The organism is Synechocystis salina LEGE 00031, assembly GCF_015207985.1.
Lineage (GTDB): Bacteria > Cyanobacteriota > Cyanobacteriia > Cyanobacteriales > Microcystaceae > Synechocystis > Synechocystis salina.
Window position 1 is genome coordinate 1 of sequence record NZ_JADEVV010000057.1, and the last position, 24,635, is coordinate 24,635.

30 protein-coding genes and 1 pseudogene are annotated in these 24,635 nt (G+C 46.6%); 14 read left to right on the plus strand and 17 right to left on the minus strand.

What is annotated here, in order from left to right:
* Window positions 1-103: 103 nt before the first annotated feature.
* Complete coding sequence (locus tag IQ217_RS15860) at window positions 104-451, minus strand: type II toxin-antitoxin system HicB family antitoxin (protein WP_194020694.1); 348 nt, start codon at window positions 449-451, stop codon at window positions 104-106.
* Between the two features lie 357 nt (window positions 452-808).
* Window positions 809-1,735: a shikimate dehydrogenase family protein gene (locus IQ217_RS15865; protein WP_228024194.1), complete on the minus strand. Its 927-nt coding sequence runs from the start codon at window positions 1,733-1,735 to the stop codon at window positions 809-811.
* Between the two features lie 275 nt (window positions 1,736-2,010).
* On the opposite strand from IQ217_RS15865, the gene IQ217_RS15870 reads away from it, so the two are divergent.
* The 4 genes from IQ217_RS15870 (at window position 2,011) to IQ217_RS15885 (ending at window position 3,657) form a co-directional block, all read left to right on the plus strand.
* Window positions 2,011-2,361, plus strand: a complete 351-nt coding sequence (locus IQ217_RS15870) for a hypothetical protein (RefSeq protein ID WP_190599223.1) — start codon at window positions 2,011-2,013, stop codon at window positions 2,359-2,361.
* 61 nt (window positions 2,362-2,422) lie between these two features.
* On the plus strand, window positions 2,423-2,749 hold the full coding sequence (locus tag IQ217_RS15875) for a hypothetical protein (RefSeq protein ID WP_194020695.1): 327 nt from the start codon (window positions 2,423-2,425) through the stop codon (window positions 2,747-2,749).
* 30 nt (window positions 2,750-2,779) lie between these two features.
* The gene (locus tag IQ217_RS15880; protein ID WP_194020696.1) at window positions 2,780-3,094 is read left to right on the plus strand and encodes a hypothetical protein; all 315 of its coding nucleotides are present in this window, start codon (window positions 2,780-2,782) and stop codon (window positions 3,092-3,094) included.
* 113 nt (window positions 3,095-3,207) lie between these two features.
* Entirely contained in the window at window positions 3,208-3,657 is a 450-nt protein-coding gene (locus IQ217_RS15885) for a hypothetical protein (RefSeq protein WP_194020697.1), read from the plus strand.
* Window positions 3,658-3,879: 222 nt separating this feature from the next.
* Here IQ217_RS15885 and IQ217_RS15890 read toward each other — a convergent pair whose 3' ends face one another.
* From IQ217_RS15890 to IQ217_RS15910, 5 genes are all read right to left on the minus strand, one after another.
* Entirely contained in the window at window positions 3,880-4,071 is a 192-nt protein-coding gene (locus tag IQ217_RS15890) for a hypothetical protein (RefSeq protein ID WP_194020698.1), read from the minus strand.
* A 196-nt stretch (window positions 4,072-4,267) separates the two neighbouring features.
* Window positions 4,268-4,528, minus strand: a complete 261-nt coding sequence (locus tag IQ217_RS15895) for a type II toxin-antitoxin system RelE family toxin (RefSeq protein ID WP_194020699.1) — start codon at window positions 4,526-4,528, stop codon at window positions 4,268-4,270.
* Window positions 4,529-4,534: 6 nt separating this feature from the next.
* Window positions 4,535-4,756: a hypothetical protein gene (locus IQ217_RS15900; RefSeq protein WP_194020700.1), complete on the minus strand. Its 222-nt coding sequence runs from the start codon at window positions 4,754-4,756 to the stop codon at window positions 4,535-4,537.
* Between the two features lie 39 nt (window positions 4,757-4,795).
* Complete coding sequence (locus tag IQ217_RS15905; protein ID WP_194020701.1) at window positions 4,796-7,732, minus strand: CHAT domain-containing protein; 2,937 nt, start codon at window positions 7,730-7,732, stop codon at window positions 4,796-4,798.
* 95 nt (window positions 7,733-7,827) lie between these two features.
* Window positions 7,828-8,613, minus strand: a complete 786-nt coding sequence (locus tag IQ217_RS15910) for a DUF928 domain-containing protein (RefSeq protein WP_194020702.1) — start codon at window positions 8,611-8,613, stop codon at window positions 7,828-7,830.
* 105 nt (window positions 8,614-8,718) lie between these two features.
* Here IQ217_RS15910 and IQ217_RS15915 point away from each other — a divergent pair, with 105 nt between their 5' ends.
* From IQ217_RS15915 to IQ217_RS15945, 7 genes are all read left to right on the plus strand, one after another.
* Complete coding sequence (locus tag IQ217_RS15915) at window positions 8,719-8,961, plus strand: type II toxin-antitoxin system Phd/YefM family antitoxin (protein ID WP_190599215.1); 243 nt, start codon at window positions 8,719-8,721, stop codon at window positions 8,959-8,961.
* An 8-nt stretch (window positions 8,962-8,969) separates the two neighbouring features.
* The gene (locus IQ217_RS15920) at window positions 8,970-9,221 is read left to right on the plus strand and encodes a Txe/YoeB family addiction module toxin (protein ID WP_265583647.1); all 252 of its coding nucleotides are present in this window, start codon (window positions 8,970-8,972) and stop codon (window positions 9,219-9,221) included.
* 12 nt (window positions 9,222-9,233) lie between these two features.
* The gene (locus IQ217_RS15925) at window positions 9,234-9,461 is read left to right on the plus strand and encodes an AbrB/MazE/SpoVT family DNA-binding domain-containing protein (RefSeq protein ID WP_194020704.1); all 228 of its coding nucleotides are present in this window, start codon (window positions 9,234-9,236) and stop codon (window positions 9,459-9,461) included.
* Between the two features lie 39 nt (window positions 9,462-9,500).
* Window positions 9,501-9,737 (plus strand): hypothetical protein, encoded by a 237-nt coding sequence (locus IQ217_RS15930; protein ID WP_194020705.1) that lies wholly within the window; start codon window positions 9,501-9,503, stop codon window positions 9,735-9,737.
* Window positions 9,738-9,760: 23 nt separating this feature from the next.
* A complete protein-coding gene (locus IQ217_RS15935) occupies window positions 9,761-9,982 on the plus strand; it encodes a hypothetical protein (RefSeq protein WP_194020706.1) in 222 nt (73 codons plus the stop codon).
* Entirely contained in the window at window positions 9,982-10,719 is a 738-nt protein-coding gene (locus tag IQ217_RS15940; protein ID WP_194020707.1) for a nucleotidyl transferase AbiEii/AbiGii toxin family protein, read from the plus strand. The genes IQ217_RS15935 and IQ217_RS15940 overlap by 1 nt, the downstream gene beginning before the upstream one ends.
* Before the next feature lie 121 nt (window positions 10,720-10,840).
* On the plus strand, window positions 10,841-10,945 hold the full coding sequence (locus tag IQ217_RS15945) for a type II toxin-antitoxin system RelE family toxin (RefSeq protein ID WP_228024190.1): 105 nt from the start codon (window positions 10,841-10,843) through the stop codon (window positions 10,943-10,945).
* A 41-nt stretch (window positions 10,946-10,986) separates the two neighbouring features.
* Here IQ217_RS15945 and IQ217_RS15950 read toward each other — a convergent pair whose 3' ends face one another.
* Window positions 10,987-11,715, minus strand: a complete 729-nt coding sequence (locus tag IQ217_RS15950; RefSeq protein WP_194020708.1) for a hypothetical protein — start codon at window positions 11,713-11,715, stop codon at window positions 10,987-10,989.
* On the opposite strand from IQ217_RS15950, the gene IQ217_RS15955 reads away from it, so the two are divergent.
* Window positions 11,674-11,835 carry a type II toxin-antitoxin system Phd/YefM family antitoxin gene (locus IQ217_RS15955; RefSeq protein ID WP_228024189.1) on the plus strand — a complete coding sequence of 54 codons (162 nt, stop codon included), beginning with the start codon at window positions 11,674-11,676 and terminating at the stop codon, window positions 11,833-11,835. The genes IQ217_RS15950 and IQ217_RS15955 overlap by 42 nt on opposite strands.
* A gap of 144 nt (window positions 11,836-11,979) precedes the next feature.
* Here the strand turns inward: IQ217_RS15955 and IQ217_RS15960 are convergent, their stop codons facing one another.
* The 5 genes from IQ217_RS15960 to IQ217_RS15980 all read right to left on the minus strand — a co-directional run bounded on the left by IQ217_RS15960 (window position 11,980) and on the right by IQ217_RS15980 (window position 17,363).
* Window positions 11,980-12,207 (minus strand): CopG family antitoxin, encoded by a 228-nt coding sequence (locus tag IQ217_RS15960; protein WP_228024188.1) that lies wholly within the window; start codon window positions 12,205-12,207, stop codon window positions 11,980-11,982.
* Window positions 12,197-12,508, minus strand: coding sequence for a BrnT family toxin (locus IQ217_RS15965; RefSeq protein WP_194020710.1), 312 nt, complete (start codon window positions 12,506-12,508; stop codon window positions 12,197-12,199). Before IQ217_RS15965 ends, IQ217_RS15960 begins: the two co-directional genes overlap by 11 nt.
* 74 nt (window positions 12,509-12,582) lie before the next feature.
* Window positions 12,583-15,003: a CHASE2 domain-containing protein gene (locus IQ217_RS15970; protein WP_194020711.1), complete on the minus strand. Its 2,421-nt coding sequence runs from the start codon at window positions 15,001-15,003 to the stop codon at window positions 12,583-12,585.
* A gap of 7 nt (window positions 15,004-15,010) precedes the next feature.
* Complete coding sequence (locus IQ217_RS15975) at window positions 15,011-16,186, minus strand: DUF1822 family protein (protein WP_194020712.1); 1,176 nt, start codon at window positions 16,184-16,186, stop codon at window positions 15,011-15,013.
* Window positions 16,187-16,259: 73 nt separating this feature from the next.
* On the minus strand, window positions 16,260-17,363 hold the full coding sequence (locus IQ217_RS15980; RefSeq protein ID WP_194020713.1) for a hypothetical protein: 1,104 nt from the start codon (window positions 17,361-17,363) through the stop codon (window positions 16,260-16,262).
* A 332-nt stretch (window positions 17,364-17,695) separates the two neighbouring features.
* Here IQ217_RS15980 and gltB point away from each other — a divergent pair, with 332 nt between their 5' ends.
* Both gltB and IQ217_RS19545 read left to right on the plus strand, forming a co-directional pair.
* The gene (gene gltB / locus IQ217_RS15985) at window positions 17,696-22,366 is read left to right on the plus strand and encodes a glutamate synthase large subunit (RefSeq protein ID WP_194020717.1); all 4,671 of its coding nucleotides are present in this window, start codon (window positions 17,696-17,698) and stop codon (window positions 22,364-22,366) included.
* Between the two features lie 42 nt (window positions 22,367-22,408).
* Window positions 22,409-22,615, plus strand: coding sequence for a DUF6888 family protein (locus IQ217_RS19545; protein ID WP_420826699.1), 207 nt, complete (start codon window positions 22,409-22,411; stop codon window positions 22,613-22,615).
* A 7-nt stretch (window positions 22,616-22,622) separates the two neighbouring features.
* Here the strand turns inward: IQ217_RS19545 and IQ217_RS19295 are convergent, their stop codons facing one another.
* The 4 genes and pseudogenes from IQ217_RS19295 to IQ217_RS16000 all read right to left on the minus strand — a co-directional run.
* On the minus strand, window positions 22,623-22,898 hold the full coding sequence (locus IQ217_RS19295; RefSeq protein WP_265583648.1) for a homocysteine S-methyltransferase family protein: 276 nt from the start codon (window positions 22,896-22,898) through the stop codon (window positions 22,623-22,625).
* Between the two features lie 31 nt (window positions 22,899-22,929).
* Window positions 22,930-23,541, minus strand: a complete 612-nt coding sequence (locus IQ217_RS15990) for a homocysteine S-methyltransferase family protein (RefSeq protein WP_265583649.1) — start codon at window positions 23,539-23,541, stop codon at window positions 22,930-22,932.
* A 62-nt stretch (window positions 23,542-23,603) separates the two neighbouring features.
* Window positions 23,604-24,275, minus strand: a complete 672-nt coding sequence (locus IQ217_RS15995; RefSeq protein WP_190599203.1) for a PspA/IM30 family protein — start codon at window positions 24,273-24,275, stop codon at window positions 23,604-23,606.
* Window positions 24,276-24,292: 17 nt separating this feature from the next.
* Window positions 24,293-24,635 (minus strand): annotated as a pseudogene (locus IQ217_RS16000) (hypothetical protein); the annotation flags it as partial.

The window sequence follows — 24,635 nt, forward strand, 5'->3', positions numbered from 1 at the left end:
CATGGAAGTCTGGGAAAAAATACCACTCCGGCTATGGCCATGGGCTTCATTGACCGCCCTGTCGAAATTGCAGAAATACTTACCTGTAGAGGCTTTTGCCACTTCACTCCTTAAAAGGACAGTGCCCTAGCTGGGTTGATAGTACCTCATCCATCCAAGCATTAATACTCTTACCAGCTTTGGTGGCGGCAATGTAAATTTTACGATGTATTTCGGGGGTTGTACGATAGGGGAGTTTGCCAGAGAAGGGTTTTTCTGGTTCTTCCCCTCGCTCTTGACAGAAGTCTAAATAATCATCAACGGATTTATGAAAACAATTAATGGCTTCTTCAATTGTCTGGCCATGGAAGGTAATAACATCTTTAATGTCAATAACTAGACCAGAGATAAGATTTTCTTCAAGGTTTAACTCAAATTTTCCGGTATAGCCTTTATAAGTCGCAGTTTGCATAAATATCTGATCGGTTATTTTTTTAAAAAAGGGAAAACATACAAAAATACGATCCCTTATTTTATTGATTTTTTTAGTAAACCTTACTCATATAAAACTAAAAAACGTTAGCTGACCCTAGAAGTTGGGGTATCTCTCTTAAACAACTGCGCCCGACTTCATTATTCGGATGAGGTTTGTGAAAGACAGCTTTTAGCCCGTTTAGAGAGACTCGAACTTTTGAACCATTGCCTTGGGACACCCCCTTGCCCCCAACGACCATGGCCGGCGTCCGCCCTGGCCCTGCTCTCCGGAGCGGTTGCTCACATCGTTGAGCGGTGAACTGCTGCCGCGCATCTGCTGACAGTGGTGCTGGCGTTATTCGCCCAGTGCTTCCGCCACAGCCCTCTGGAACACCGCCTCATCAGGGGTGATGCCCGTCCACTGCTCGAAGATCTGGATCGCTAGCTGCACAAGCATCTCCACCCCATCCACGATCGGGCAACCCCGTTCACGGGCCGTCGCCAAGAAGGGCGTGATCCGCGGATTGGTGATCACATCCACCACCACAGTGCCTGGAGCAAGGCTGTTCCAGTCCAGGGGCACCGGCTCGAGTTCAGGGGCGCAACCGAGATGGGTGGCATTCATCAGCAGGGTGGTGCCTTCCGGCAGCACTACCTTCCCCTGCCAGGGTTGCCAAGTCGTTGGAACACCGGACACACGAGTCACCATCGCAGCCACTTCCTCACCTTGCTCCTGCCGCCGGGTAATTAGGGTGAGTTGCTCTGCACCGGCCCAGGCCAGTTCCGCTGCCATCGCCCTCCCGGCGCCACCGGCGCCAAGCATCACCACGCGCTGTCCTCTGAGGGGGGCCACCTTCTCGATCGCCTTCACCACCCCCTTGCCGTCGTTGTTGTGGCCGATCAGGCGACCCTGCTCCACCGTGACGTAGTTGGCCGCACCGATCGCCTTTACGTCATCGTCGATCGCATCCAGCATGGGGATGACCGCCACCTTGTAGGGTACGGTGATGCCGACGCCCCGGTAGCCGAGGGGCACCAGAGCCCTGACCGCATGGGCGAGATCTGCTTCAGAAGCGATATCGCTCTTCCAGAACTGCCAGGGCAGGTCGTAATGGGCATAGACCGCATCGAACATGAGGTCGATCGGGTTCTCGGCCACGGGATGACCGAGCATGCCAGTCATTTGTTTTTGAGGCGGGATCATAATGGACTGCCCTGACGCCTCAGGTTGATCATCCCCGGGGTGGATGGCAAGTGGAATCCGTTCCTGTTTTTTATTCATTTATTTAGGTGCTGGCTTTACCCCTCTAACGATATCATGGCTTGATATCACTTGCGTTGGCAGTAGATGGAATATTTAAAAACGAGCCTCGGCTGACCGGGAACAAAAAAGTTTAGTGTCATGGGCTGGAGCCTTTACCCTGTCAGGGATTGAGACACTAACATCTTTCCAATTCAATAACTAGCAGCCCAGCTAAAAAGAATATTTTGTGATTTTGCATAACTTCCCAGAGAGAAGCCGATAGGTAAATAACAGTTCAATTTTTGGTAAGCCCCATGACTCCCCTTAATTACGACAACATCACCATTGCCCGCACTAGCAATACCGCTGGTAAAACGACGGGAGATCCTTACCGCTGTCGCTATGACATCTTCACTGAAACGGGAGAAAAGTATGTGGCTTTCAATGGCAAGGGGGCTACGTTACTGAACTTAGCACCAGGCACCAAGCTCCGTATTGGCTGGAAATTTTTGGATAATCGCTGTGGAAGTCCCCATAAATCAATCCTTTGGTTTGAAATTGTTTCTACCCCTGCAGTTACGTCTTCATCCCAATCATCAAATAAGTTTTCCATGGCCAACATTAACGCAGAATATGCCCACATTTTAGCCATGATGGCAGGTTAAGAAAATGATTTACCCTACTGCTTCTGTTTCCAATCCTAAAACTTCTTCACTCTACAATCCTATGGTTAATAGTTTTACCCCCAACGCCACTGTTGATGATGCATTAATCCGTAATTATCAAGAAATGGCCGACACCATTAATTTCACCCTAGAGGATATGGCGAAAACGAAAAATATTCCCCTCGATGAAAATACCCGTCGCACCTACACTGAGCGCATTATTGCTTTCCTCCGTTATCTATTAAAGTTCCGTCATCAGTTATGTAATTCTCCCAGTTTCCGTAAACGCTTGATGGACAATTATTTAATGCCCATGTTTAAACGCCATGGCATGGATATTTTGGGTATGGGGCTAATGTTTGGTTTAGCTGTAACCTGTGTACCTTAATTAAGCAGCCTACTCTTGGCTAAAGGTCTGGTGGGACTAACTCAATTTGCCTTACCCTACATACACAAATTTGTGGTCTACCTAGCCAACCGTCATCAACGTTTAGCAAAACTGTTCCACTGGCTTGTGGGAGGTATCCGTCAATGCCTAGACAGGATTCAGAAAATTCTAGTTCAACTCTGGAAGTTTGTGGAAACCATGGCTCATCAGGGTTGGCAGGGGACGGTAAACGTGGTGGGTAAAACAATAACTGCAGTAAAGGACTGCCTGGTTAGTTTCTTCAACTGGGGTTGGGATCGGGTACAAACACTGTTTAGCAATCAAGTTTCTGTGGCTTTTGCTTAAGTCAATGCTAATTAAAAAAGCTAATTAGTTAGGGCAATCTGCATAAAGTTTGGCGATCGCCTCGATAGATAAATAGTTACGTTTACAACCTAGTTTCAAGGATGTTACCTTCTATGCTTACATTAAACAGACCGAACCCCAGGGGCAAAGCCACCGCTGTTCCCCTGGCCCTTGATGATGATGAGTTTAGTGACAAGTTCTACTGTGACTTTAACCTCAACCTTTCTAAATTAACCGACGATGAATTGACCCTCCATGATTGCTTAGCGCAGTATAGTGCCTCTGCTATTAACGCCAACCTTCATTTGATGGAACAGATTGGCAACTTTGATGAATATACCATTAGGAAAATGGAACGAATGCGTCATGCCAAATCTATCTATGCGGCATATCGTTGCAAGATCAATGTGGAGCGGGCATTACGGAAACGAGATCGTCCATCTTCCAAACCCATTGAGCATTATTTCATGGTCGCCGCCAAAAAGATGCTGCCGGAATATCTCTACCTTGAGGTGATGGATTCCGCTAAGGCTCATTCTCCTTACTACCAAGTGGGGATGTAGCTATTCCATTGCTTTCAATTTGAATCAACTATCTATTCCGTTAATGGGGTGGATAGTTGAAGGCTAAATTGTTCCAGCGTCACATTGAATTAACTTACATTCCGCACGTAGTACAAATTCGTCTGAAATCGAGTACGACGGCAAGCCTATTTCGGGGTTTGCCTATTGACCCCAGTCAGTCAATACAAAAAACTACGCTATCTGTAGTGTTTTCCCGAAAATTTAGTAACTATTGGTAGAGCCAGCGGAATGTTGGCTCCAGCAAAACGTCTCAAAATTAAATAAATTAGCTATAACAATTAAATCTCCTGTGCTATTGCGTTCTAATTGGCGATCGGGGTTTGCAAGACAAAGATTATAGAATTGTTCATCGGTCAAGTTAACTCGATCTAGCTTGAGTGTTAATGTTTTCATGATTTACTTGGTAGCTTCTTCGACTGAAATTAACTAATCGAAATTAAAGTTGTTTTCACTGAGAACCTTCTAAATTTGTCTTGTATTTAACTGACTGCCTTCCAAAGGGAAGATAAAAGAGAACTTTCTTAAAATCAGATGGCTAAGTCAAAATTCATTCCATCTTTCTTTTTATTATTTCATTTATAAAGAGCAATTATGGAGAGCGATAAACTTCTCGACGATGGGCAATTCTGCGTAATGTTATAGTTTCTTCTGTATCATTAATATCATATAAAATTCGATAGTTGCCGACCCGAAGTCGATACCCCTCACTACCTTTCATTTTAATAGCGTTGCCAAAACGAGGATCATTTTTTAATTGTTGCAAGTTTTCTATAATCTGACCGTGGAAGGGTTCGGAAATTTTTTGCAATTGTTTTTGCACTGTTTTAGGAATTTGGAGAGTGTAAGTCATTACGCTCTATCCCTTGTTTGAGGAAAGATATTGCTCCAGCGTTACATAATCTCCTGCTTCCATTTCGGGATCTGTCTCGCCTAGGGCCTGTTGATAGCCCTGTTGACAGCGAAGTTCATCTAGTTCTTCTAACAAAGATTGGTAAATTTGCAGATCAAGCACTACAGCGATCCTGTTGCCTTCCGTATCTGTCAAATATTGGGGAGAAACTTCAATGGGGAATTCCATAATTTTTTAAAGGGTAAAGATTGTTTGCAAAACTAAGTTTTAATCTGCCTCACCGATGAGGGTGAAACCGCTCCAATAGTAGGGGTCAGGATATGCGGCTTTGGTTTCTAGCATGGCATTCCTTAACGCTGTGGCTTTATCCACCCCCTGTTGTTGCCATTGGCGATAGAACTCGGTCATCAGGGTTTTGGTGGAAGCATCGTCCACACTCCAGAGGGAAACCAATACGCTGGGTACGCCGCCAGCAATGAGGGAACGGGACAGACCAATGACCCCATCCCCGGTAATCTCTCCTTGGCCGGTATCGCAGGCACTGAGCACCACTAGGCGGGCATTGAGGGGATTATCCTCAAATTGGTTAAAGATGTCTTCGGCGGTAATCCTGCCGGGAGTTTGGAACAGACCATCATCAGGGGCTCCTGGTTCGGCGGTGAGGTAAATGGCACTGCTCAGACCCCGTTGGTCGTTGAAACTAGCATGGGTGGCAAAGTGGATAATATCTGCCTGGGGCATTTGGGCAAGCACTTCCGCTTCGGTGGCTTTTTTGCCCAAAAGGGGTTGCACTCCCAAGAGGCTAGCGATTTGTTCGGCTTCTGCCCCCGCATTCTCCAAGGATTTGAGGTTATCGGGGTAGGGATAGGGATTGCCCACCACCAGGGCTTTACTTTTACTTTGTCCTTGTTTAGCCAATCGTTGATTTTGGGCGGCGGTTTGGGCCAACACTTGGATAGATGGAGAAGTAAGAATGGTGTGTTTTTCAATCAAGTATTGACCTTGGGCATCCTGGAGGGCGGCAAAGGGAACGCCAAATAAAGCTCCCTGGGGCATGAAAATCACCCTCTCTGCTGGATCTTGGGGCAACAGGTCGGCGATCGGCTCTATGAGGATTTGATGTAATTGCTGGAGGGAGGTATCGGTCTTACTAGCAATGCGGCTAATGCTGACATTTTCGAGGGGTTCTTCCCGGCGGGTTTGGTCGAGGTCAACGGTCTGTTTATCCCGGTCTATGGCAACAATCTGCCAGGGTTCATCGCTGGGAAATTCCCCTTGCAATTTGACGTAATCCCCAACGGCAAGGTTTTCCAGGCTGTTGATGGCACCACTATTGTTACCTCGGCGTTCTTGGGTACGGTCTGGGGGAGCTTGGGCAATGGTTTGGCGAGCAGTGGCGACAAGTTTGGGTAGGTTTATATCTTTGTCGCTGAGGTTGATGGAACGAAATTCCAGCTTGCCATCGGGAGAAATAACATAAATGTAAAGTTCATTTTCTTTCTCTCCGCTAGTACCTGGTAGATTTTTAATCAACGAGTAAGTCACTAAAGAGCTATTGCTGTTTTGAGCTACAGCTTGCAATTCACTGAGGGTAGGCTGACGCAAAGAAGAAGGATTTTCAATATTAGAGAAACGTTGATTGAGCAGTTCAACTAATATTCTGGCCCGTCCTCTTTCAGCGACAGTTATAGCTTCTGTTGGTTGATTTTGGGCAACTAACGCTTTTTGTAAGAGTTGATAGTCGTTATTGTAAGTATTAAAATAGGAAACTTGGAGCTCATCATCTAACCCTTGAGTATTTACTTGTTGTCTCTTTTCAAGGGACTCATTTAAATATTGGGTGGCAATCTTATAATTCCTATTTTCAAATTCTAAATAGCCTAAATTAAAAAGAGATAAAGCTTGACCAGCTAAATCCCCTATCTGTTTACGGATAGTCAGTGCTTGATTAAAGTACTCAAGAGCTTTTTCTTCGTCTCCCAAATTAAAATAAGTCAAACCTATATTATTAAGTGTTGTACCTTCGCCGGCTAAATCCCCTACCTGTTTGCGGATAACCAGTGCTTGACTATAGTAATCAAGAGCTTTTTGCTCATCTCCCAGATTAAAGTAAGTCAAACCTATATTATTGAGTGTTGTACCTTCGCCAGCTAAATCTCCTACCTGTTTACGGATAACCAGTGCTTGACTATAGTAGTCAAGAGCTTTTTTATCAAGCTTCAAGCTTTGATATATACCACCTATGTTATTAAGAGTTGCACCCTCTCTAGCTAAATCTCCTACCTGTTTATGAATAACAAGTGCTTTATTTAAATAATCAAGTGCATTTTGTCTATCTCCTAACCGATCATATATAACAGCAATATTATTTAAAGTTCTACCTTGGCCAGCTATATCCCCTAATTGCTTACGAATAATGATTACTTGATCGTAATAATCAAGTGCTTTTTGGATATCACCCAAATCGAAATACATTAATCCAATATTGCTAAGAGTTACACTCTCTTGAGATAAATCTTTTGTTTTTTTATTAATCACAAGTGCTTGATTGTAATAATTTAATGCTTCTTGCTTATCACCTAATTCATCGTGTATAACGGCAATATTATTAAGAGTTATACCTTCTCCTCTTAAGTTTTCTAGTTGTTTATGAATAATAAGTGCCTGTTCATAATAATTGAGAGCTTTTTGCTTGTCTCCCAAATCAGAGTAAATTAAACCTATATTATTAAGGACAATGCTGATATTTGGATGACTAGATAATTCACGATATAAAACAAGAGAAGATTCATAATATTCTCTTGCTTTTAGCAAAGACTCAACAGAGCCTTCTTGTCGAAGAGACATTGCTTGATTGAATAATAAATCAGCTTGGAGAGAAACTAATTCAGATGATGTAGGTATTTTAGCAAGAAGTCGATATTCTCCCTTTTCGCCAGGTTTATAACTAATAACGCCAATTTGATATTTACCAGGCTTCAACTCCTCTAAAAAAATTCCAGCATTACTACCATTAAAATTGTCATTCTCCGCAACCTTAGTATTCTTTTCAGGATCAAATAACAACAAGGAGGTATTAAAATCATTACTTTCTGCTGAAATAAAGACAGGAGAATTGCTCATTATCTCTATATCATAGGCATCAAGTAAACCGCCATTATCTAACTTGATATCTCCCTCTTCTAATGTGCCTTGTACGTCCAACAAAATCTGGGGTTCCGGCTCAGCTGAAGCTATTCCTGGTACCCATAGCCCCCCTAACAGGAACAAGCCTAAACAATATCGAAATAATAGAGTTTTCATTGATCAGAGCTAGATATGTCAGGAATGGGGCTAAGGGAGCTTAAGCCTTCATGGGCCAACAACTGTGCCCATAACTCCGTCAGAGTAAAAGTGTTATCTTCCTCTAAAGTCAACAAACTATGAATAGCGTCGTACCACCAGCCCTGCTGAAAATATAACTCAACTTTTTCCATTGGAGTCATTGTTGTTAACTGAGCTAACAGCACTGGGGAAAGAGCTTCAGGATCGAGACTAAGACTACCTTCTACATAATCGATCGCCGTATTATGGGGGCCACCACAATCCACCGTAAAATGCCAGCGGTACACCAAACCCTGCTCCAACTCCAGATCCTCCGGCAAGGGAATAGGTAACAAACCCGCCTGGGCCGGCACTTGCCACTGCCGATCCATCAACACAGCTTCAGCCCCATTCTGCCAAGTCTTGAGAGTAAAACTAACCGGATAAGTAGTGCCCTGGTCATAGGGAAAATACACATAAATCACCGGGGATTCCACCCCCACCCTGCCCTCATAACTCTTGGGGATCAAAGCAGTCAAAGGCAAATCCCCAGAAGCACCACAACCGTTGCGGGAACCCCCTAATACCGTGCGCGGCGGATTGCCAGTGCGTCGTCCCGATTGCCCCACATCCGTTGGTGGTTGCCACCGTACCGGCCGAGGTTTAACCCTTGTGTTCTTCTCCCCTGCCAGCAATGGATTCTGGGGCAGTAACAACGCTCCTAACAAACCTAGAAAGAGGAAAAAACGGATCACGCTGATATTGATAGGCTTCTGCGTCATTTTTCCACTCCTGTCGGCGTAGGGCAAAAAGTCTTAGTAATAAGCCTAACCTAATATAGTGAGTGTGATACCATCAACGTACATAATCCGGTACGGTGACAGACAATGGATAACTTTAGTGCCACCCAAGCTCGTAGTCAGCTTTTTCGATTGATGGATGAGGTTGCCGAAAATCATCAACCTGTTTTGATTACTGGCAAACGGAATAATGCTGTCCTTCTGAGCCAAGAAGACTGGGAATCCATCCAAGAAACCCTTTATTTGCTCTCTATTCCCGCCATGGGAGAATCCATTAGAACCGGTATGGTCACCCCCATCAGTGAATGTGAAACGGAGTTAGATTGGTGACGTGGAAATTGGTTTACACCAAACAAGCCCAAAAAGATGCCAAAAAGCTTGCCTCTGCCGGATTAAAGCCAAAAGCGGAAGCCCTTCTAGATATTATTCGGGAAGATCCCTACGCCAATCCGCCTCGCTATGAAAAACTGGTTGGAGATTTAGCCGGAGCTTACTCCAGAAGAATCAATATTCAACATCGCTTGGTCTATGAGGTTATTGAAGAAGAAAAAACAATAAAAATTCTTCGCCTTTGGACTTACTATGAATAGTAAAATATCACTATGAAATTAACAGTCAGAAAACGGGGTAATTCCCTTAGCCTAATCATCCCCAAGGAAATTGCTACCCAGCTCAACATTGAAGACGGAGACTCTGTGTATCTGACTAAAACCCCTAATGGCTATGAAATATCCGCTACAGATCCTGATTTTGCCCAAAAAATGGAGTTGGCGAGGGAGGGTATCAAAAAATATCGTAATGCCCTGATTGACTTAGCCCAATGTAAATAATCACTAATCTAAGTTCTTTATCAGAACATTCAACCACCTATGAATCAGTTAAAAGTCTCCCCCCAAACATGGCAAAAACTTAAATCTTTTGCAAATCATTTGAATCTTTCCGTTACACAATTACCGGAAAAAATCATCCAAGGTGAATTGGCCATTATCGACGCTGAAGAACTTGGGGATCTAATTGATGTTCAAGACACCATTAACGCTGAGAATGATCCAGAAAATCAACAACCAATTGAGTGGGAAGTTATTAAGCAAGTATTGAATTTATAGAAGATGGCAAAATATCAAATACCATGATTGAAAATAATCCCATCAGAATTCCCCAACAATTGCCATTTTTGGAATTTTTATGTTGGCAAATGAAAACACCCAAAGCATTAAGCTTAGAAGAAATGTTGAGCCGTTATGAGAGAGGCTGGAAATATCGCTCCCTGTTTGAGCCGTCGCCAGAAGAGCTAGCTTTTTTAGAAACCATCGCCAGAAAATATCACTCGTGGTTAATCACTGAACTATAATGTTTAATCGTCCCCATCATAATGAAATTCTCAACGTTCTAAATCAGCTAGATCATCAGATTTTTCAAGAGACTTATACTTGCTTTGGTGGCGGGACGCTAATTGCATTGCTTAATCAAGAATTTCGAGAAAGTAATGACATTGATTTCATTTGCTCCATACAATCTACAGGCTATAAACAACTGAGAAAACTAATTTTTGACAAAGGTTACGATGCTTTATTTTTACAATCAAAAAGTTTGGGAATTGGCCGGAGTAACATGGATCAATACGGTATCCGCTTGTTAGTAGAAAGTAATAAAGTTCCCATCAAACTTGAGATTATTGCCGAAGCCAGATTTGTCATCGAACAACCCAGAAAACTACCTTGGTTATCACTACCCTGTTTGAATGAAGAAGACCTATGGACATCAAAGCTTTTGGCCAATGCTGACCGCTTTATGGATAAAAGTATTTTATCAAGGGATCTGATTGATTTAGCTGTTCTTCGTTTATCTTCCCCCATTTCATCGATCAGTAGGGAAAAAGCAGAATCTGCCTATGAAGTTATGCGACCGTTGCAATCTGCCATTGATAAGTTTCAAAATCAACCGGAATATCGTCAAAAATGCTGGGAAAATTTGATAATTAATAATGATTTTATTCCAAGAATCGTAGACGGAATAGATCTACTGGCTATCGATTGTAACTTATCTCAAACGACAAGACAATTTAATGAGTGTCACCAATATTTTTAAGATCATATCCTGTGGTAATGCCATCAATTTACATAATCAGGTATGGGAAAATTTATTCAAACTAAGCAAGAATTGAATTTATTAATTATTAATTATTAATCTTTATCCTTGTAACGGACTTTTGCGTAGTCGTGTTGGGGATTATCGTATAATTTACAGAATTGAAAACGAAGAATTAATAGTGATTGTTATTAAAATTTCCCATTGCAGAGAAGTTTACCTATAACAGTATCCTGTTAGCACGAGATTGAATTTTAGTTATAATATTTAGGAGACATTATTAGAAACAGGATCTTGTTGAAGTTTGATCGAATCTTTCTCAAATGAGTCAATACAATTACTCAATACGTTAAGCATAAATTCAACACTGAAGCCCATTTTTGGAGGTGTTGTATGAACATAACTTAAATATGTGGGTCTTGTTTTAAACCCATGAAGTTGAAATCCATGTGATCCTTTACCACCACGACCCTCATGTACGTAGGAGTTCCTCATTTCTTTATAAGCAATGGCACCATAACTAGATAGCATTAACCATTCTCTAATCACATCTATTTGTTTACATTCATAGTTATCAAACTTAGTTAAAATATCTTTCAGATTTAGATCGTCAGAGATAGTTCTAAGTTTTCTACTATCTGGCTCTAGATCAATAGGTGGAGAGCTTCTTTTAAGATTCTGTAGAAGTTCGATCACTTTATCAGGCAGCTTGTAATCACAATTATAATCAGGCTTTTTGGAGGCTAGATAGAAATTTTCTTTATCTATACGATACCAAACATCAGACAATGAAACTTTCTGAAATATATCGCTGTAATAATCACATAAGAATTCAGCAAAAATTAGACGCGAGCCTAATAGTTTACACTTGCTTTTACCAATTCCTTTTGACCACAAGTTTGATAAAATATCAAGACAAGACCATATTAAAATATTAGCTTCGTAATTATTAGTTTGATTACTGGCAAACGGAATAATGCTATCCTTCTGAGCCAAGAAGACTGGGAATCCATCCAAGAAACCCTTTATTTGCTCTCTATTCCCGCCATGGGAGAATCCATTAGAACCGGTATGGCTACCCCCATTAGTGAATGTGAAACGGAGTTAGATTGGTGAACAGGAAGCCATCTTCACTCAAGCAGATGATCTAATTGCCCTCAGACAAGAAATTGGAGATGCTGTTCATTGCCATTTTATAAATACAGAAGAACATCCAAAATTATTCGCTTACATAATTTTGCAACAAAAATAACTAGTTTTTTAGCGGGACAAAGACTCTTCTACCACCTGACGAATATAACGTTGATAACTCATTCCCTGGGCTTTAGAAGCCTCCTTAACTGCGGCTAACAATGCCGAAGAAATACGTAGAGTAATACTCTTATCTTTCGTGGCAAACTCAAACGTGGCAGGGGTAAAGTTTTCGGGCACTAGATACTCTGTCAGATCTTGATCCAGAAAATCTTCTAACTCCTGATCAGTATTCATTTTGGGCAAAGGCTTGTTCATACTTTTTTGCTTCCTTTTGATGCATGTAACGGGCGCTAATGGGCCGTATTAACAATTTTCCTTCTCGGTTACGAAAAGTAAAAGCCACTAGCATTGGCCGACCAGCAACGGAACAGCCAATGGCCAAAAACCGCTCCTCCTGGGTTGAATGTTGAACATCCGGTGCCGTCCAAACAGAACCCTGGAAAAGTTGCTCAATGTCATCTTTGGTCAAGCCGTGTTTTTCACATTTATGGCTATTGCCTTCGTCCCAATCAAAGCCAGCAATTTTTTTGTCCACAGACTAATCCTAGCAACTGTATTGACAATTGACAATACAAAACTTATTAGCTCATCGCCGAACTGTAATCTTCCCTAGTTTGGCTCCCCGCTCCTAATAAAACTTTCCCCCAACATCAACAGCAAAAACAATAATGGGGATGCCAGGGGTAGCCATAGGCCCAAAGACCAGAGAATGAGCCAACTAGAGCCAGTTACCCCAACTAAACTCGCAATTACCACCAATTGTTGTTGACGGCGGGAACCATCGAAAATAATTACGGTGACAATGCCGCCAGTGGTGACGCCGACCCAAAAGAGAATCCAGAGTAATTCTGCTCCCTGCGAGGTAGTGGTCAAGAGAGGTTTTCCATCTAAAACAGCATCCAAAATCTGCTTAACCATTTGCCCATGGATAACCACCCCAGGAATATCGGATTCTAGGGCAGTGCTGTGTTGGTCCTTGTGCCCATAACCCAGAAGCACAATCTTATCTTTGAGTTCCAACCGTTGTTCGGTATCAGCAAAGAGGGTGGAAAGACTAATTTCCCTCACTACTCCTCTCGGCTGGGGACGAAAGAGAATTTGATAGCCTGTCACCTCATTAGGACGATAAACCCCAGATTTAGCTGTAAGGGGCGGAAAAGCAACGTTATTCAGGGTTAAAACAGGACTGTCAGCAGGGGCTATCTCTTTTTGTCCCAGGTAACTCAACGCTAGGGAAAGGACCAGGGATTGGTTGGTGGGGCAGGATTCGGTGTTAGTAAATTCTCCGTACAACAATTGACGACGAATAATTTGATCTCGATCAATGGGGAAATTAATGAAAGCTAGATACTGGGGATCAATAAGCGGTGGTGGCAATAATTGCTCCCCCTGTTGATCAGCAAAACCACAGGTCACCAAAAGGCGATCGCCGTTACGAAACACTTCCCCCAAGCGAGTATTACCCTCAGCAATAGGTAAATCCCGAGCAATATCCAAACCAAGCCAACGGGGTTGATAACGCCTTATTCTCTCCAACGCTTCCGCCAATGCCCCATCGGAAATCACATCGGCCCCTGCCGCAGATTGCAAGCCATTTTGACGCAAAATATCAAGGTCATTCTGGTCAATGGTCACCACAACGATACGTTCATCAACGGCGGTGGAAACTGGTTGGGAACGAAGCATCAAGTCAAACAATTTCAGATCTAGCCCCTGGGTTAGCCCCAGCCACCGTAATAACAAAACCAGGATGGTAGCCCCCACTGCCCAAAGACCTGTGCGGCGGATGGATTGGGGTTGCTGACGTAATTCTGCCCAGAGAGGCGGGGCTACACTGGGATTGTGGTGAATGACCGGTAACCAACCTACCCCCGGATAACGGCGATCGTATTCTTCCAAATCCGTTAGGCTACTGCGTACTGCCCGAAAAATGGATTGTTTTCCCTGGACGTAATGGCGGAAAAAACTATCCAAAAAGCCATGGGCCACTATATCCGCCACTTCTTCCTGCATGGACAGCACCGTACTTAATCCCAGATCCAGCAACGCTTCCGCTAGTTTGGCACTGGCACAGGAGTTAAACACCGCTACCCTCAACCCATTGGCGATCGCCCGCTGGAAAGCAAGACGCAGATCGGCGATCGTTACCCCCTCCACGGTGCCTGTTTGCCCCAGTAACATGGCGGCCAAGTCTTGATCAAAGGACGCTTCACTGTGGCCGGAGTAAACAAAGAGATCAAAACCAGCCCCATCCCGCAAATTACGGCTTAAAACTTGATAATCCGGTTGGTGTAGGGTGACAACTTCTACTTTCTTACCCTGATGGCTTAAACCCGCCAATACCCTTTGGTCTGGTCCAAGGTCAATACCCTCGTTATTGCCCAAAACATGGAGGATGCGAATAGCAGGGAAAAAGTGCCGTTGTAGGCGGACAGTGGGGGGAATAGCTTCTAGGTTGGCGATCGGGGCAGGGGGTAGACCATACTGGCAAGTATTGATAGCAAAATGAACTAAATTTAGGTTTTGCTCCTTTAAAAGGGGCCATTCCCCCCAGGGTAATTTGGCTAAAGTGAAAGCAGTGGGGGAGGACGATTGATAAAGGGATTGTCCAAGCTGAATCACTAATTGGGTTTCCCCTGTTCCCCTTTCGCTCCAGCGAATAATTTCTTTTTCCACCGCCTGCCAGCCCGGTTCTGGACTGGTTAACCATTGCACCATCGCCTGTTGTAAAGCCCGTTTTTGTTCCGTTTGCGGCTGGTTGTAATGGCTGGCGATCGCCTGCTTACTAGTTACCTTAATACCCCGTCGTCGTTGGGGTTGCCCCGTGCGGGCAGTAGTAATTTCGCTGACCCATTGTCGATGCAGTTGGTGAAGATCTAGGTTGGGAGCAAGGGGTGGTAAACGACCATAAAAGTCTCTCTGCTGGCTTCTGGTTTGCCCTTGGGTAATGGTTTCCACATCCAGGGCCACCGTAAAACCAGAGGTAAAATCCCCCTCAATAATCTTCAGCACCAACAGTTGTAGATCCATGAAATGTCTAGAGTTGAATATCCTCGGTAATACTTTCCCCACCCACCGTTACTCGAATGCGGAAGTTGGTGCCGGGGTCGATGGTCAAGCCAATTTTCAACAAATTTTTACCGGGGGTCTGGTCTCCGGTTACGGCAATCTCGTCAATAAATTCATTTTCCGCCGATAAAAGGGTTAAACGGGTGCCAGGGGGCAAGCTCTGCTGTTGGTTGGCGGTTTTCAGCTCAATGGAGCCGTTGATAGTTTGATCGGGGGCCGGCATCAGGGCAATGAGTAAATTAAGGGCCGTATCCGCCAGATTCAACTCTGCCCCAATGGTTTTCTGCAACCGATGGGCCGCCTGGGGATGACGGGGTTCAATGCGAGCCAAGGTGCCAGCCGCTAGCCAACGGGTATCTTCATCTCCGGTCTGGTCAATAATTTGCGTTAGTTCTCGCACCACCGATGCCGCATCTTCCGGTTTCACTACTTCCCCTAGGGTAATGATTAACCGTTGCCGAGCCGCTTCACTACCGGCGCTATGGAGCTTATCAATGATTCTTTCAATGGTATTGGCACTACGGACAGGGGAAAAACTTGGTTCCAGCAGGTAAAATTCTGCCATTTGCCAAGCCTGCTCTTGGGCAGTAGTTAACCACTGGTGAATTACACTCGCAGCGGTTCTTAGTCCGTTTTCTATGGTGTTCGCCACCGAAGACTGGGCCTTTTGCAATTCTGCTTGGGCAATGAGACCAAAGAGAAAATCTGGCGGTTGCAACATTTCCTTCGTTAGCGGGGCGGCACTAACTTGTTCGACACAGCCCAACAATCTACCGGTGGTTAAATCGGCATTAATTTCCACCACCACATAACCCAAGCGGTCTGACCAACTTTCAGGGCTAAACTGTACTGTTTGTTGTTGAGGAGAGATACCACGGCATTCTAATCGTCCTAACCCCGACAAAAGCAGATCCGCCACTTCTTCCCCTAAATGCAATAACGGTTGGGTGCTGTAACTACTCGACCAGTCATAGGCAATATCGTAGATATCTAACCAATGGGCGATCGCTCTGACCGCCAACAGGTTAGGAATAAGCCGACGTAACTTTTCCCCCTGACAGCCGGACTGAACTACTAACCGTTGCACCCACTGTCGGTCTTGGAGCGTGAGGGGAATGGATGGGGATTGTACTAAGTTGTTCATGGTTTTAACAATTTATTCTCGGCATGTTATTTGGCGATCACCGCTGAAGCAACGGAGCCTTCGACCTAATTAGTTATCGCTGTTCCCGCTGGATTTTATGCATAAATGCCAAAACCTGATGAATGACCCTAAATTCGTAGAATCTTTCCAGTGCCCCCGCTTCTACCCCTAACCTACTTGCCACCTGGGTTAGTCCCTGTCGTGGTTGTTGAAGCACTGCTAGGGTTTCCCGTAAGAAAATCTGGGCAGTAATCTCCGGTTTTTCCCTGAGCCTAATTTCCTGTAAACAAGGTTCCGACTCCAGCCATTGTTGTAGGCGATCGCCAAGATTAAGTTTGTGCCATTGCTTTTGGGTCAACAAGCTTCGTAAATGTTCACAGGGGTTAATAGGAGTATCGGGGGTGATGAAGTCGTAGTTGCTCTGGATAAAGTTAACCAGCTTGGGACGGCATTTGCGCTCGTAAAAACTGCTTAGGGTTGCTACTGAAACGTTATGTTCTTTGGCCAGCTCCCCCCAGGGCACTTCCCGCAAAAAACGTTGCTCTAAGAGGACTTTAACCGTTAACTGGGGCTGATTTTTGATGCTCTCTTCTGCTAACTCTGGACTTTCCTCCAGCCACTGCGCTATGCCTTCGCTCATCACCTTGGCCTGGTCACCATAGGACGGAGAAGCCATCATGGCCAGTAGTCCCTCTCCTTCTTCCTCCGTTGAGGCTTGGATTTGACGCTGCTGTTGTTGCTGGATTTTAATTTGCTGGCTTTTAAATTCATTTTTGAGCCGGAAGTTCAACCATGTGGCTACCTGAGCTTTACTAGGGTCATACTCCCGATAATGACGGTAAAAGTATTCCAGGGTCTTCAACCAGGCTTCCGCGTAGGCATCTGCATATTGTTCTTGGTAGTTGCGCCATAATTTTCCCGACGCTTGCAATAGTGCCATGGCCTGGGAAAGTATTTCCCTTTCACCCAGGGTTTGGGCTGTGGGATGTAACCCGTCCTCAGACAATTTTTTTGCTTGTTCGATCAGTATTTGTAGTTGACAATTCACGTCATTCCCAGCTACAAGGGCCACTGTCGCAAACATTCGCTTCTTCCATGGACCCCGTTCAGCACTAGCAAGGGGCAATTTTCCTAATTTTTGGCGATCGCCATCAAGCCCTAAATACTCCTTTTCCATAGCGGGAATCTTAAAATTAACCGGTAAAAAAGTTTTAGCACGACAAGGAATGTTGACCTTATGCAGTTAGGATTTCAAGCCCCATCTAGGGCTGTGGTCCGATTTTTCTGGCTGTGGTGCAGAAAAATAGTTAATCTGGGTTTTCGGTGCGCGATAATGTGAAGAATAGTTACAAGCAAAATCAATCAGGTTAATTTCGTCTCCCTCCCAAAATTTGGCGATCGCCACCATGAGGCGGTTAAGGGCGAACGAACCACTGCCTAGGCTAGCTGGTAAAATTAACCACCGCCCCCAAGCTGAGGGACCCTTTAGGGTCTCCAATTGCCGTCCATATTTCCTTCCAATATCCGTTGCTAGCTCCTATGACAAACTCCTCTGTTGCCACCAATTCTACCCAACCTTTCCTTGGTCAACCTTGGTTAGTGGAAGAACGAGATGCCTGTGGTGTGGGTTTTATCGCTAATCTCCGGGGTGAACCGGACCATACCCTGGTGGAGCAGGCCCTAAAGGCCTTGGGATGTATGGAGCATCGGGGAGGATGCAGTGCCGATAATGATTCGGGGGACGGGGCCGGGGTAATGACCGCCATTCCCCGGGAGCTCTTGGCCCAGTGGTTTGCCACCCGCAATTTGCCCATGCCCGACGGCGATCGCCTGGGGGTAGGAATGGTCTTTTTGCCCCAGGAACCAACGGCCAGGGAAGTGGCCCGGGCCTATGTGGAAGAAGTAGTACGGCTAGAAAAATTAACGGTGCTGGGCTGGCGGGAAGTGCCGGTGAACCCGGACGTCTTGGGTAGCCAGGCCCGCAGTAATCAACCCCACATTGAACAAATTTTGGTCACTTGCCCCGCTGGTTGTGCCGGGGATGAATTGGACCGTCGCCTATATATTGCCCGCTCCATCATTGGTAAAAGGCTAGCGGAAGATTTCTATGTTTGTTCCTTTTCTTCCCGCACCATTGTCTATAAAGGCATGGTCCGCAGTGTTATTTTGGGAGAATTTTATCTAGATTTACTCAATCCCCAATACATCAGTAATTTCGCCGTTTACCACCGTCGGTTTAGCACCAACACCATGCCCAAATGGCCCCTGGCCCAGCCCATGCGTATGCTGGGGCACAATGGGGAAATCAATACTCTCCTGGGCAATATTAACTGGATGGCGGCCCGGGAAGCGGCGTTGGAAGTACCAGGCTGGACCAAGGCGGAATTGGAAGCTTTAACTCCCATTGTCAACCAGGCTAACAGTGATTCCTACAACCTCGACAGTGCTCTAGAACTATTAACTCGCACTGGCCGTGGGCCCCTCGAAGCGGTGATGATTTTGGTGCCGGAAGCCTACAAAAATCAACCGGCGTTAAACAATTATCCCGAAATTAGCGATTTCTACGACTATTACAGCGGCCTGCAGGAACCCTGGGATGGCCCAGCCCTATTGGTGTTTAGTGATGGCAAAATTGTTGGGGCAGGGTTAGACCGCAATGGCCTGCGTCCGGCCCGCTACTGCATTACCAAAGACGATTACATTGTGGTGGGCTCCGAAGCGGGGGTAGTGGATTTACCAGAAGCAAGCATTGTGGAAAAGGGTCGTTTAGCTCCGGGGCAAATGATTGCCGTGGATTTAGACCAGAAAAAAATTCTCAAAAACTACGAAATTAAACAGCAGGCGGCCCGGAAACATCCCTATGGGGAATGGTTAAAAACCAATCGTCAAATGGTTGCCTCGGAAAGTTTTGCTGACAAAAGTTTGTTTGCCGACGCTGAAACGACTTTGCAACAACAGGCGGCCTTTGGCTACACGGCAGAAGATGTGGAAATGGTAATTGTGCCCATGGCTAACCAGGGCAAGGAGCCGACCTTTTGCATGGGGGATGATGCTCCTTTGGCCGTGCTGTCCCATAAACCCCGCCTACTGTACGACTACTTCAAACAACGCTTTGCCCAGGTGACCAATCCCCCCATTGACCCCCTACGGGAAAATTTGGTGATGTCCTTGGCCATGTTCCTGGGGCCCCGGGGCAATATTCTCGAGCCCAAGGCGGAAGCGGCCCGCATGATCAAGCTTCGATCGCCGTTGGTGAATGAGTTGGAGCTGGAGGCGATTAAACAAGGGCAGTTAAACACTGCGGTACTTTCCACCCTGTACGATTTAGGCGGCGTTAACAGTCTCCAGAATGCCCTGGATAACCTGGTGCAACAGGCGATCGCCTCGGTGCAATCCGGCATTGAAATTTTGATATTAACCGACCGGCCCAATGGAGCTACATTAAGCGAGAATCAGAGCTTTATTCCCCCTTTATTAGCGGTGGGAGCAGTACACCATCACCTAATTCGGGCTGGGTTAAGGCTACAGGCATCCCTGGTGGTGGATACGGCCCAATGTTGGAGTACCCATCACTTTGCTTGCTTGGTGGGCTATGGCGCTTCTGCCATTTGTCCCTACTTGGCATTGGAATCAGTACGGCAATGGTGGCGGGATGAGAAAACCCAGAAGCTGATGGACAACGGTCGCCTCGCTAAAATTGACCTGGCCACCGCGTTGCAAAACTACCGGCAATCGGTGGAAGCGGGGCTGTTTAAAATTCTCTCCAAAATGGGAATTTCACTGCTGTCCTCCTACCACGGTGCCCAAATTTTTGAGGCGATCGGTCTGGGGGCGGAATTAGTGGAATATGCCTTTGCTGGCACCACTAGCCGTGTGGGGGGATTAACCATGGCGGATGTGGCCCAGGAAGTGATGGTGTTCCATGGCATGGCCTTCCCGGCAATGGCTAAAAAGTTGGAAAACTTTGGCTTTGTTAACTACCGCCCCGGTGGAGAGTACCACATGAACTCTCCGGAGATGTCTAAATCTCTCCATAAAGCAGTGGCGGCCTACCAACGGGGAAGCAATGGGGCCAACGCCGAAGCCTATGACCACTACGGCCTGTATCGTCAATATCTGCGGGGGCGCCCCGTTACTGCGCTGCGGGATCTGCTCGATCTTAATCCAGACCAGACTGCCATTCCTCTGGAAGAGGTGGAGTCGGTGGAATCCATTGTCAAACGCTTCTGTACCGGTGGTATGTCCCTCGGTGCCCTGTCTCGGGAAGCCCATGAAACTTTGGCGATCGCCATGAATCGGCTGGGGGCCAAATCCAACTCCGGGGAAGGGGGCGAAGACACGGTGCGCTACCTCACCCTAGATGACGTAGATGCGGAAGGTAACTCCCCCACGTTGCCCCATCTCCACGGCTTAGAAAATGGCGACACGGCCAACTCCGCCATTAAGCAAATTGCTTCCGGGCGTTTTGGGGTCACCCCGGAATATCTCATGAGTGGCAAACAGTTGGAAATCAAAATGGCCCAGGGGGCCAAACCCGGTGAAGGGGGTCAACTGCCCGGCAAAAAGGTCAGTGAATACATTGCCATGTTGCGCCGCTCCAAGCCTGGGGTAACTTTGATTTCTCCCCCTCCCCACCATGACATTTACTCCATTGAAGATCTAGCCCAACTAATCTACGACCTGCACCAAATTAATCCCCAAGCCCAGGTGTCGGTGAAATTGGTGGCGGAAATTGGCATTGGTACGATCGCCGCTGGGGTCGCTAAGGCCAATGCGGACATTATTCAAATTTCTGGCCATGACGGTGGTACGGGAGCGTCTCCCCTCAGTTCCATCAAACACGCCGGTTCTCCCTGGGAGTTGGGCGTTACCGAAGTGCATCGAGTGCTCATGGAAAACCAACTGCGGGACCGCGTTTTGCTCCGGGCTGACGGTGGTCTGAAAACCGGTTGGGATGTGGTGATGGCGGCGCTCATGGGGGCAGAAGAGTATGGCTTTGGCTCCATTGCCATGATTGCGGAAGGTTGCATTATGGCCCGGGTTTGCCACACCAACAATTGTCCCGTTGGGGTTGCTACCCAGCAGGAACGGTTACGACAACGGTTCAAAGGAGTGCCGGGGCAGGTAGTCAATTTCTTCTATTTCATTGCCGAAGAAGTGCGTTCCCTGTTGGCCCATCTGGGTTACCGCAGTTTGGACGACATCATTGGCCGCACCGATTTGCTCAAAGTCCGCTCCGATGTCCAGTTGAGCAAAACCCAGAATCTGACCTTAGATTGTTTGCTCAATCTACCTGATACTAAGCAAAATCGACAATGGCTCAACCATGAGCCTGTCCACAGCAATGGTCCTGTGTTGGATGACGACATTTTGGCCGATCCTGACATCCAAGAAGCCATTAACCACCAAACCACTGTGACCAAAACCTACCGACTGGTAAACACCGACCGTACCGTGGGCACCCGTCTCTCCGGGGCGATCGCCAAAAGGTATGGCAACAATGGTTTCACCGGCAGTATCACCCTCAATTTCCAAGGGGCTGCGGGCCAGAGCTTTGGGGCCTTTAACCTGGATGGCATGACTCTGCATCTGCAAGGGGAAGCTAACGACTATGTGGGCAAAGGTATGAATGGTGGTGAAATTGTCATCGTGCCCCATTCCCAGGCGAGCTTTGCACCAGAAGATAACGTCATTATCGGTAACACCTGTCTCTATGGAGCAACGGGGGGCAACCTTTATGCCAACGGCCGGGCGGGGGAACGCTTTGCGGTGCGTAACTCCATGGGTAAAGCGGTGATTGAAGGGGCTGGCGACCACTGTTGTGAATATATGACCGGCGGCGTGATTGTCGTCCTGGGCCCGGTGGGTCGTAACGTGGGGGCAGGCATGACCGGCGGTTTGGCCTACTTCCTCGATGAAGTGGGGGATTTACCGGAAAAAATCAACCCGGAAATTATCACTTTGCAACGGATTGCCGCTCCTAAAGGGGAGGAACAATTAAAAGCCATGATCACGGCCCATGTAGAAAGGACAGGCAGTCCCAAAGGAAAGAAAATTTTGGCTAACTGGTCCGATTATCTTGGCCAGTTCTGGCAGGCGGTTCCCCCCTCGGAAGCTGATTCCCCTGAAGCCAATGGGGATGCAAGTTTGGCTGGGGAGAAGACTCTAACCTCAGTTTAGTTGGATTGACCTAAAATATGCACCCTAACCCTTGCCAGGTGCTTGGGGGGAACTTTACTGGAAGTAACAAGGAGGTTAGAACAAAAAATTCAGTGTCATCTGTTGTATTGCTGGTTCACCAAACTTTATCTGTCTATTAATATTGTTCGCCTGGATGAGCGAACCGGCAATATTTTTCTCCTTGCGGACGAGGAAAATATTGTCGTTGTAGAAAAGATAGTAGGACAGACCATGAAGTATACAATTTGACAATCTCTTACATTTGTTCGTCAAAGACATTGGCGATCGCCCGAATATGGCGGAGGTCGGAACCACAACAGGTTCCAAACACATTGGCTGAAGGGACTTTTTGTTTCAGCATCCAATAGGAGTGGGCAAGTTCCACTGGGTTACCGATGTCGAGAAAATCTGCTTGATCTAACTGGGCGTGACTACGGCGGGAAGGGTTACAGCGAAATCCCCCCAAGCGACTCAACCAAGCTTCTTCTGTGATCACGGAACAGAAATGGTCTGGATGGGCACAATTGACCATAAAATAAGCCGCTCCCTGATGGGTAGCCTCATCAACCCTGGCGATCGCCTCCGGCAGGGCAGTGACCGTCCGTTTCCACGGTGAAAGAAATGGATACGGGTAAGGAAAATTCTTGGCTAGCCCGGACAATACCAATCGCCTCATTAACACTGGTGAGGGTAAATGCCCCCAATAGATCGACCCCGGCCTCCGCTAACCAGCTAATTTGTTGCCGGTGATAGGCTTGGGCCTCCTCCGCATCACTGAAATGTTCACCGCCATAGGCATCCCCACAGGGGCCAATCAAACCGTTGATCAGTAAAGGTTTAATTTGGGTGATATAAGCCTGCTTCAAGGTTTTGGCAAATTCCACCGCTCGAAAATTGGCTTGCCGAATTTCTTCCACCCTCACCCCCAATTCTTCCGCAAAAAATGGTTGAGCCCGCCAGGTGGGAGCGTCAATTAAAAAGCCAAATTGTTTTTCTTTGGCCAAATCTAAAAAACCATAGAAGTAGTTCTTTAAGGCTTCCCGCCCCAGGGGATCGGACAGTAGGGTATGGGCGGCAAAGGCCGGTAGCTCAAAGCCTCGGTTGAAAATCATTTCCGTTTCCAGACCGCCGTCCAACAGAAAAATTTGCTCACACTGGTGGGGGAGATTGGTCATTTTGAGGGCTAACGCACAGTCAGCGGTTAATTAATTTTTCCACAAAAATCTTTGTAGCCCAGTTATGGGGAAGATGGAGGCAGGGGGCGTCGAGCTTTCATCGCCGCTAGGGTTGCTTCCACGGCCTGTTGTTCTTCCCATTGCTCAAACTTTTTATCCAGCGGGGATGGGGGAGGATTGAGCAATTCCCGTTCGGCCTCCAACTCCAGGATTTTGGTTTCGATTCTTTCAAATAAACTGCTGGCACTGGCATTGTCCAAATTGCCCGCAATCTCTTCAATTTTTTGAGCGGCGATCGCCGATTTTAAGCGAGCCAGATAGAGACTTTTTTGACTTTTAAGCTCCAGGTATTTGCGCTCCAGCTTTTGTAATTGTCCCCGTACCTGTTCCACCACCGCCCGTTGTTCCCCGAGGGATTTTTCTAGGGCTTCTGTATGACTTTGATAGGATTGTCTTTGCCCAAGGGCATCCCTAGCCAAGGCCTCGTTACCCCCATCCAGGGCAGCCTGGGCTTTTTCGTACCAGCGCTGGGCGATTAATTTCTGGGCATCTCTCTGGCGTTCCGTACTTTTAAAGGTGGCAATGGTCTGGGCCAGGGCCCGCCGCAATTCGATCAACTCCAACTCCATCTCCCCCAATAGACGTTCGAGGAGTTCCTCCGGCGCTTCCTGTTGTTGCTGCCAATGGGTTAATTGGGCTTTCAACACCCTTCCAACCCGATTAAAAAGTTCCATGACAAAGAGGGTAAACCCTAATAGGGAGCTTGGTTAAGGCGTTCTAATTCCTGCACCAACTGTTGGGTAGCAAGGTTAGTTCCCCGATCAGTGGCACTTCCTGCCTGATTATAGGTTTTAGTCAACTGCTGACGGGCATTTTGATTAAAAGACTGCTCCCCACCACTGGCAACGGCACTGGGGGAAGCGCCACTGGGCAACTGTTGATACATCTGCGATTCCACACTGGCTCCACTGGCGGAGGGGGAACTAGGGGCGGCACTGCCCTGATTACCATAATCGGCCCGGGCCACCGGAGGGGGAGGAACAACGCCACTCCCTATGCCCGTATTAATCGGTGGGGGAGGAGGAGGAGGTAAG

Coding starts and splice junctions, on each gene's coding strand:
- IQ217_RS15890 (WP_194020698.1), bottom strand. CDS start 4,071: ATGAAAACATTAACACTCAAGCTAGATCGAGTTAACTTGACCGATGAA.
- IQ217_RS15935 (WP_194020706.1), top strand. CDS start 9,761: ATGATTGAAAATAATCCCATCAGAATTCCCCAACAATTGCCATTTTTG.
- IQ217_RS15980 (WP_194020713.1), bottom strand. CDS start 17,363: ATGGAAAAGGAGTATTTAGGGCTTGATGGCGATCGCCAAAAATTAGGA.
- IQ217_RS15970 (WP_194020711.1), bottom strand. CDS start 15,003: ATGGATCTACAACTGTTGGTGCTGAAGATTATTGAGGGGGATTTTACC.
- IQ217_RS15885 (WP_194020697.1), top strand. CDS start 3,208: ATGCTTACATTAAACAGACCGAACCCCAGGGGCAAAGCCACCGCTGTT.
- IQ217_RS15875 (WP_194020695.1), top strand. CDS start 2,423: ATGGTTAATAGTTTTACCCCCAACGCCACTGTTGATGATGCATTAATC.
- IQ217_RS15895 (WP_194020699.1), bottom strand. CDS start 4,528: ATGACTTACACTCTCCAAATTCCTAAAACAGTGCAAAAACAATTGCAA.
- IQ217_RS15960 (WP_228024188.1), bottom strand. CDS start 12,207: ATGAATACTGATCAGGAGTTAGAAGATTTTCTGGATCAAGATCTGACA.
- IQ217_RS15940 (WP_194020707.1), top strand. CDS start 9,982: ATGTTTAATCGTCCCCATCATAATGAAATTCTCAACGTTCTAAATCAG.
- IQ217_RS15860 (WP_194020694.1), bottom strand. CDS start 451: ATGCAAACTGCGACTTATAAAGGCTATACCGGAAAATTTGAGTTAAAC.
- IQ217_RS15865 (WP_228024194.1), bottom strand. CDS start 1,735: ATGAATAAAAAACAGGAACGGATTCCACTTGCCATCCACCCCGGGGAT.
- IQ217_RS15925 (WP_194020704.1), top strand. CDS start 9,234: ATGAAATTAACAGTCAGAAAACGGGGTAATTCCCTTAGCCTAATCATC.
- IQ217_RS15910 (WP_194020702.1), bottom strand. CDS start 8,613: ATGACGCAGAAGCCTATCAATATCAGCGTGATCCGTTTTTTCCTCTTT.
- IQ217_RS15995 (WP_190599203.1), bottom strand. CDS start 24,275: ATGGAACTTTTTAATCGGGTTGGAAGGGTGTTGAAAGCCCAATTAACC.
- IQ217_RS15990 (WP_265583649.1), bottom strand. CDS start 23,541: ATGACCAATCTCCCCCACCAGTGTGAGCAAATTTTTCTGTTGGACGGC.
- IQ217_RS15930 (WP_194020705.1), top strand. CDS start 9,501: ATGAATCAGTTAAAAGTCTCCCCCCAAACATGGCAAAAACTTAAATCT.
- IQ217_RS15900 (WP_194020700.1), bottom strand. CDS start 4,756: ATGGAATTCCCCATTGAAGTTTCTCCCCAATATTTGACAGATACGGAA.
- IQ217_RS15870 (WP_190599223.1), top strand. CDS start 2,011: ATGACTCCCCTTAATTACGACAACATCACCATTGCCCGCACTAGCAAT.
- IQ217_RS15915 (WP_190599215.1), top strand. CDS start 8,719: ATGGATAACTTTAGTGCCACCCAAGCTCGTAGTCAGCTTTTTCGATTG.
- IQ217_RS15975 (WP_194020712.1), bottom strand. CDS start 16,186: ATGAACAACTTAGTACAATCCCCATCCATTCCCCTCACGCTCCAAGAC.
- IQ217_RS19295 (WP_265583648.1), bottom strand. CDS start 22,898: ATGGTCAATTGTGCCCATCCAGACCATTTCTGTTCCGTGATCACAGAA.